Genomic DNA, 2,964 nt, shown 5'->3' with positions numbered 1-2,964 from the left:
GTAAGCGCTGTTTGCCTCGCACCTTGACTGATGCCTAGTGAGGCATTTGCAAGACCGTCAATGCTCGACAAGTGACAATGTGCGTGGGCGGGGGCTTGGTCTTGAAGACAGTTTAGCTGTCTCTGGGCGATCCGAGAGCCGAGCCGATCTCATATGAGCTTCTTGGAGGCTTGCGGAGGAGCCGTCGTAGGATAATCCATGGACGCAAAACAGTGGTCGCCAGAACCGCGAGAATAACCGTGTAAACAGGCACGGTAGCCAGCGCCGCAGATAACAATGATCCGAAAATCCCTGCGAGGCCGACCCACAGTAGAAAAGCCCACGAGCCAGCGACACTGCTGTAGAACCACAAATACATCATCTCGATGATAACACTCACGACCGTTCGCAACATGCATTGCCCCCCGAAACCCAGGTAGTATGACATCGGCCGGTTAGTGGCAAGTGAAGGGGAAAGTTAAGATTTTCGGTCTGCTTTCACTGAACGGCAGTGTTTAGGCCGTGCGGTATTTGTGGTTCCAAGGCAGGAGTTCCACGATCCGGCTCTGCCTATGGCCGTTGACAATGGCCGTGAGCGTGGCGGTCAAGTAGGCCTGCGGATCGACGGCATTGAGTTTGCAGGTCTCGATCAGCGAGGCGATGGTTGCCCAGTTCTCCGCTCCGGCATCATGACCCGCAAAGAGGGCGTTCTTCCGGTTGAGTGCAATCGGCCGGATGGTCCGCTCAACGCTGTTATTGTCGATCTCGATGCGGCCGTCGGTCAGGAAGAGCTTCAGACCATCCCAGTATTTGGCGATGTAGGCCAATGCCTCGCCGAGCGGGGACTTCGTCGCGACGCGGGCGCGGTGATGGACGAGCCACGCCTGCATGTCGGTGACGAGTGGCGCTGATCGTTCCTTCCGTCCGGCAAGGCGAGCCTCCGGATCAAGTCCGCGAAGTTCGGCTTCAATGCGATACAGCTCGCCTATCCGCTTTACGCCTTCCTCGGCAATGGGCGCTGAGCCGTTGCGGGTGATCTCCACCAGCTTGCGCCGGGCGTGAGCCCAACAATAGGCGAGCTGAATGTCTGGGCCGACACGCTCTGACGCGATCAGCCTTTTGTATCCGGCATATCCATCCACCTGCAGAATGCCGGAGAAGCCCCGCAGTATCCGCTCGGCATGAATGCCTCCGCGACCGGGCGCGTAGGTGAAGGCCACGCCCGGCGGAGCGCCGCCACCCCAAGGACGATCATCTCGCGCCAGCGCCCAGAAGTATCCAGTCTTGGTCTTCCGGGAGCCGGGATCGAGAACCGGGGCACGGGTCTCGTCCATGAACAGCTTGGTCGAGCGCTTCAGGTCGGCAATCAGCGCATCGAAGACGGGACGCAATTCGAACGCTGCTCTGCCGACCCAATCGGCGAGCGTAGAACGGTCGAGATCGATGCCCTGGCGGCTCATGATCTGGGCCTGCCGATAGAGCGGAAGGTGATCGGCATACTTGGAGACCAGAACATGCGCGACGGTCGCTTCCGTCGGCAGCCCAGCCTGGATCAGCCGTGCCGGAGCTGGGGCTTGGACAACCCCGTCGGTGCAGGCCCGGCAGGCATACTTGGGGCGGCGGGTGACGATCACGCGGAACTGCGCCGGGACCACGTCCAACCGTTCGGAGACATCCTCACCAATGCAATGCAGGCAACCGCCGCAGGCGCAGATCAGGCTTTCTGGCTCGATCACCTCTTCGACACGCGGAAGATGCTTTGGAAGGGAGCCGCGATTGGTCGCGCGTGGCTTGGCAATCCTCTGCCCGGTCGGAACGTCCGCCTCATCCTCGGCATGGATCACGGCCATAGCCGTCTCCAGGTCTTCCAGCGCCAGGTCGAATTGGTCAGGATCGGTCTTCTCGGATTTGCGTCCGAAGGCTGCCTGCTTGAACGCTGCGACGAGCTTCTCAAGCCGCTCGATCCGCTCATCCTTGCGGGCGATGTGCTCATCTTTGCTGGCTATCGCGACGTCCTTGGCCGCCTCGCGTGCTTGCGCCGCGATCAGCAGCGCCTTCAGGGCGGCAACATCATCGGGAAGGTCGGCGGCATCAAGCATGGCCGGAAACTACGAAATCCTGAGCTGATTTGCCTCTTGAATCTGCCGTGCTGAGTCATCGTGCCGCAGCTATTCGATGGCCTCTGGCGTCCTCGTCTGGACGGCATGAACCCGCCGCCAATCAAGTCCCGCAAACAAGGCTTCGAACTGGGCGTGGGTCAACGTCATCAATCCATCCTTGATGCCTGGCCAAGTGAAGCTGTGCTCTTCCAGCCTTTTGTAGGCCATGACGATCCCAGAGCCATCCCAGTAGATCAGCTTCAACCGGTCAGCCTTGCGTGACCGGAACACGAAGACCGTTCCGGTGAACGGGTCCTTGTGCAGCTCGTTCTTCACCAGCGAAGCCAAACCATCGTGCCCCTTGCGGAAGTCGACGGGTTTGGTCGCCACCATGATCCGCACACGGTTCGATGGAAAGATCATGTCGCCGACAAGGCACGTGCGATGGCAGCGATCCGGGCCACAGATGCCCCTTCCTCAAGACGGATGATCACTTGACCGAGGACGATCTCAGGGCGACCAACCGCCTTAGGCGGCGGTTCTGAAACAAGCGGATCGACGATCACCGCCGCGAACTCCACCGCATCCTCCGGTGCTGGCAGGATCAGTTTGCCCTGCCGCGCCATCGTCCGCCAGGTGGAAAGGCTGTTGGCTCGCAATCCATAGCGCTGCGCAACTTCGTTAACCGTCGTGCCAGGCCTCAAGCTTTCCGAAACGATCTTTGCCTTGATCTCGTCCGGCCAATGTCGGTGAACCTCACGTCCAGGCTTCCTGGTTGTGAGAAACTCCAATGAGGTCTCCATGGAGAAACTCCCGTTGATGATCCATGGAATGTCGATCACAGATCAGGCGGCAACGAGCAACGTGGGACCTGAACACCGGTTAC

3 protein-coding genes are annotated in these 2,964 nt (G+C 59.9%); all 3 read right to left on the bottom strand.

All coding sequences use genetic code 11. The features are described 5' to 3' along the window. Positions 1-494 precede the first annotated feature (494 nt). The 3 genes from BW978_RS23090 to BW978_RS23080 all read right to left on the bottom strand — a co-directional run bounded on the left by BW978_RS23090 (position 495) and on the right by BW978_RS23080 (position 2,920). The gene (locus tag BW978_RS23090) at positions 495-2,078 is read right to left on the bottom strand and encodes an IS66 family transposase (protein ID WP_076398631.1); all 1,584 of its coding nucleotides are present in this window, start codon (positions 2,076-2,078) and stop codon (positions 495-497) included. Between the two features lie 69 nt (positions 2,079-2,147). After that, entirely contained in the window at positions 2,148-2,501 is a 354-nt protein-coding gene (gene tnpB, locus BW978_RS23085; protein WP_076398629.1) for an IS66 family insertion sequence element accessory protein TnpB, read from the bottom strand. Beyond that, positions 2,498-2,920: a transposase gene (locus BW978_RS23080; RefSeq protein ID WP_210217005.1), complete on the bottom strand. Its 423-nt coding sequence runs from the start codon at positions 2,918-2,920 to the stop codon at positions 2,498-2,500. Before BW978_RS23080 ends, tnpB begins: the two co-directional genes overlap by 4 nt. Positions 2,921-2,964: the final 44 nt, after the last annotated feature.

Origin of the sequence: Rhizobium sp. RU33A (genome assembly GCF_900156055.1) — a bacterium.
In the GTDB taxonomy this organism is placed as follows: domain Bacteria; phylum Pseudomonadota; class Alphaproteobacteria; order Rhizobiales; family Rhizobiaceae; genus Allorhizobium.
The sequence above is the reverse complement of the archived record's forward strand: the minus strand, read 5'-3'. Positions and strand labels throughout refer to the sequence as shown.